The sequence below is a fragment of the Haladaptatus sp. genome (assembly GCF_049589095.1).
Taxonomy (GTDB): Archaea; Halobacteriota; Halobacteria; order Halobacteriales; family Haladaptataceae; genus Haladaptatus.
Map to the genome: position 1 here is coordinate 1 of NZ_JBAWAC010000079.1, position 3191 is coordinate 3191.

Below are 3191 nucleotides of genomic sequence, written 5' to 3' on the forward strand. Positions count from 1 at the left end.
ACGAAAATCAGCGTGATAACGGCACCGAACACGAAAATCGTCGGTTCTATTTCGTCGTGGAACTCCGAGACGGCCCCCTGCCCGTCGGATTGGCTCATCTCACCCCACCTCCGTTTCGTACGTACGGCGACGGCAGTTCGGGTCGTTCAACCCGTGTCTTCAGCGGCCGATTCATCGGTCTGCACACGTTCCGGTTGCACGATTTGTATCTCATGAGTAGTGTATGGTGGCATTGGCCGTGGTGCGCTATGACACACTTTTTAGTCATCGTGGATGACACCCATAAATATTACGGATATTGCTACTAGCGGTTACAAAATACGTTTACAAAATCTCACGGAGAACGTTAACTGTGTACGACAGTAACAGAACATATCATTGGTATGGTGTAACACGTCAGAGTGAAAAATAATGATGAAAAAACCTTCTGATGAGTAATCAATTCGACCCGAATCGCCCCGTAGTCCGGTTCGATTCCCGTGATTCGATCGAACGTCGGGGGCGCGGTCCGTAACCCTTAATCATGGTCGTACACAAAATTCGTTTATGACCGATGGTTCGGACGAACAGGAGTCACGGGACGGACTCGCGTACTCTGCGGACCGGGACCGTGGCATCCTCACGCCGAGCGACAGGGAGTTCCTAATCGGACGGAAGTCCGACTACACGGAACACTCGAAGAAGCAGAAGCGGAACCGGATCCGCCGCCGCCTTCGCAACGCGATCCTCGATTTCACCATCATCTTCGAACATCTCGAAGAACGGGACCGTGAAACGGTGTTCAATCCCGACGACGACGCCCGGGACGCCTACACGCAGGGCATCACCGACATGCTGGCGTTCCTCCACCTCGGGACGATGGGCTACTACACGCCGTTCAAGGACATGCTCGCACAGGGCGTCAATGAGGCCGAGCAGGAACTGGCCGGGTCGGATTATCGCATGGTGACGGTGGACTTCAACGTCGAACCGGTGGGACAGATCGACGTGGACGAGGTCATCGATAAACTCGAATTCGGCGACTTCGAGGAGATAACCGACGAGGAACTCCGAGCGTTCATCCGCCTCCTCACCGAATCCGAGGAGTTCTCGGCCACGTCCATGCGCTCGGAGATGAAAGAACAGATGAGCGCGTTCATCGAGAAGGTCAACGCCGCGACGGAACAGCGCGACCAGCGCGTCGAAGAACTGAACGACTGATTTTACTCGGTTATCCGAGATACGCGACGGCGTCCATCTCCACCTCGACGTCACCCGGAAGCCGTGCGACTTCGACGCAGACCCGCGCGGGTGGCGTGTCGGCGAACCGTGCGCCGTACGCCTCGTTGACCGCGTCGTAGTCGTCGAGGTCCGTCAGGTAGACGGTCACCTTGACCACGTCGGAGAGGCCGTCGCCGCCCGCTTCCTCGACGACAGCGGCGATGTTGTCCAGCACTCGGTCCGTCTGGGTTCCCACGTCGCCCTCGACGTCGTCACCGGTTTCCGGATCGACGGGGCCGTAGCCGGAGACGTACAGCGTCTCCCCGGCGCGAACGCCCTGCGAGTACGGGTTGTCGTTGCGCGGTGCATCCTCCGTTACGATTCGATCGGTGTGACTCATTGGTAGGGTTCGAAAACGTGTGTATTTTGGTCCGAAAACGGGTCCCGGCGATTCAGGCGACCTGTTGTTGTTCCTCGCTCGCGTGCTGGACCGCTTGGACGATGACGTCCATCGCGGTTTCGGCCAGTCCCTCGGTGAGGACGAGCGGCGGGAGGAGGCGGAGCACGTTTCCGTGCCGTCCGGCCTTCCAGACGAGAACGCCGTGTTCGTAGCAGTAATCCTGAATCGCGTCCACGATGTCGCTGTCCGGGTTTCCGTCCGCGTCCACGAACTCCGTACCGACGAACAGCCCTTTGCCACGGACCTCGCCGATGACGTCGGTCTCCGTCGCCGCGTCCTGCAGTCGGCCGCGGATGTACTCGCCGAGGTCGCGTCCGTGCGCCAGCAGGTCGTGGTCCTGGATGTATTCGATGGCACGCGTCCCGGCGCGCATGGCTACGACGTGCCCGCGGTACGTGCCCGCGTGGTCGCCCGGCCCCCACGTATCGAGGTCCTCGTGATAGATGGTTGCCGAGAGCGGGAAGCCGACTCCGCCGAGCGCTTTGGCCGTCGTCATCGCGTCCGGCGTGACGTCGTACCACTCGTTGGCCCACCACTGGCCGGTGCGGCCGAGACCACACTGAATCTCGTCGAAGACAAGCACGACGTCGTTGTCGTCCGCAATCTCGCGCAGACCGCGGAGGAATCCCTCGGGTGGCGTGATGACGCCGCCTTCGCCTTGGATCGGTTCCACGAAGATTCCCGCCGGATTCGCCAACCCGCCGTACGGGTCTTCGAGGATCGCTCGAACCTCTTCGAGCGCGTGGTCCACCGCTTCCTGCGGCGTCTTGTCCTGTCCGAACGGGTGCGGATACGGCGCGTGGACGACGTCCGAGAGGAGCGGCGTGTAATCGCCTTTGAATCCCTTGTTTCCGGTGAGGCTCATCGCGCCGCTGGTCGCGCCGTGGTACGCCCCGCGGAAGGCGATGAGGCCATCGCCGCCCGTGTTGTGTTTGGCGAGTTTTATCGCGGCCTCGATGGCGTCGCTGCCGGTCGGTCCGCCGAAGACCACCTTGCTGTTACCCTGAAGTCCCGCCGGGGCGATTTCGTCGAGTTTCTCGATGAGTTCGAGGCGGGCCTCGCTCGGGAAATCGACGGTGTGAACGAGTTTGTCCGTCTGTTCGTGGACCGCTTCGAGCACGTACGGGTTCGAATGCCCGACGTTCAACACGCCGATACCGGCGAACATGTCGATGAACGTGTTGCCGTCCGCGTCCCGAACCGTCGCGCCCTTGCCCGATTCCAACGCGATGGGAATGTCGTCCGGGTACGAAACCGCGCTACTGTCGATTTCGCGCTGTTTGTCCAGCAGTTCTCGGGTGTTCGGACCCGGAACGGTTCCGACGTCCGGTGCGTCCTCGAAATGAAGTTCGTCTATCGGTGGACTCGACGTCATACGCGATACCATGCGAAACAGTTATAAATAATTTGTCCACGATTACCATAGAAGCCATAAACAGAAATTGAAATTCTTGCCGGGGTTCTCCGGCCGGAACGGACCGTCCGCGCCGGTTATTCGACCCAAATCGTCTTCCGGTTGACGAACTCCTGA

Annotated in this window: 3 protein-coding genes; 1 reads left to right on the plus strand and 2 read right to left on the minus strand. The window is 60.1% G+C overall.

Going from position 1 to position 3191, the window contains the following annotated elements:
• Nucleotides 1-546: 546 nt before the first annotated feature.
• Nucleotides 547-1200, plus strand: coding sequence for a hypothetical protein (locus WBV42_RS02780; RefSeq protein WP_423984683.1), 654 nt, complete (start codon nt 547-549; stop codon nt 1198-1200).
• Between the two features lie 10 nt (nt 1201-1210).
• On the opposite strand, the gene WBV42_RS02785 is transcribed toward WBV42_RS02780, so the two are convergent.
• Both WBV42_RS02785 and WBV42_RS02790 read right to left on the minus strand, forming a co-directional pair.
• Nucleotides 1211-1600: a Rid family detoxifying hydrolase gene (locus WBV42_RS02785; protein ID WP_253227771.1), complete on the minus strand. Its 390-nt coding sequence runs from the start codon at nt 1598-1600 to the stop codon at nt 1211-1213.
• 52 nt (nt 1601-1652) lie between these two features.
• Nucleotides 1653-3035 (minus strand): aspartate aminotransferase family protein, encoded by a 1383-nt coding sequence (locus WBV42_RS02790; protein ID WP_423984684.1) that lies wholly within the window; start codon nt 3033-3035, stop codon nt 1653-1655.
• Nucleotides 3036-3191: the final 156 nt, after the last annotated feature.

What these genes read in the sequence shown, in the direction of transcription:
- WBV42_RS02780 (WP_423984683.1), top strand. Translation starts at nt 547, where the DNA reads ATGACCGATGGTTCGGACGAACAGGAGTCACGGGACGGACTCGCGTAC.
- WBV42_RS02785 (WP_253227771.1), bottom strand. Translation starts at nt 1,600, where the DNA reads ATGAGTCACACCGATCGAATCGTAACGGAGGATGCACCGCGCAACGAC.
- WBV42_RS02790 (WP_423984684.1), bottom strand. Translation starts at nt 3,035, where the DNA reads ATGACGTCGAGTCCACCGATAGACGAACTTCATTTCGAGGACGCACCG.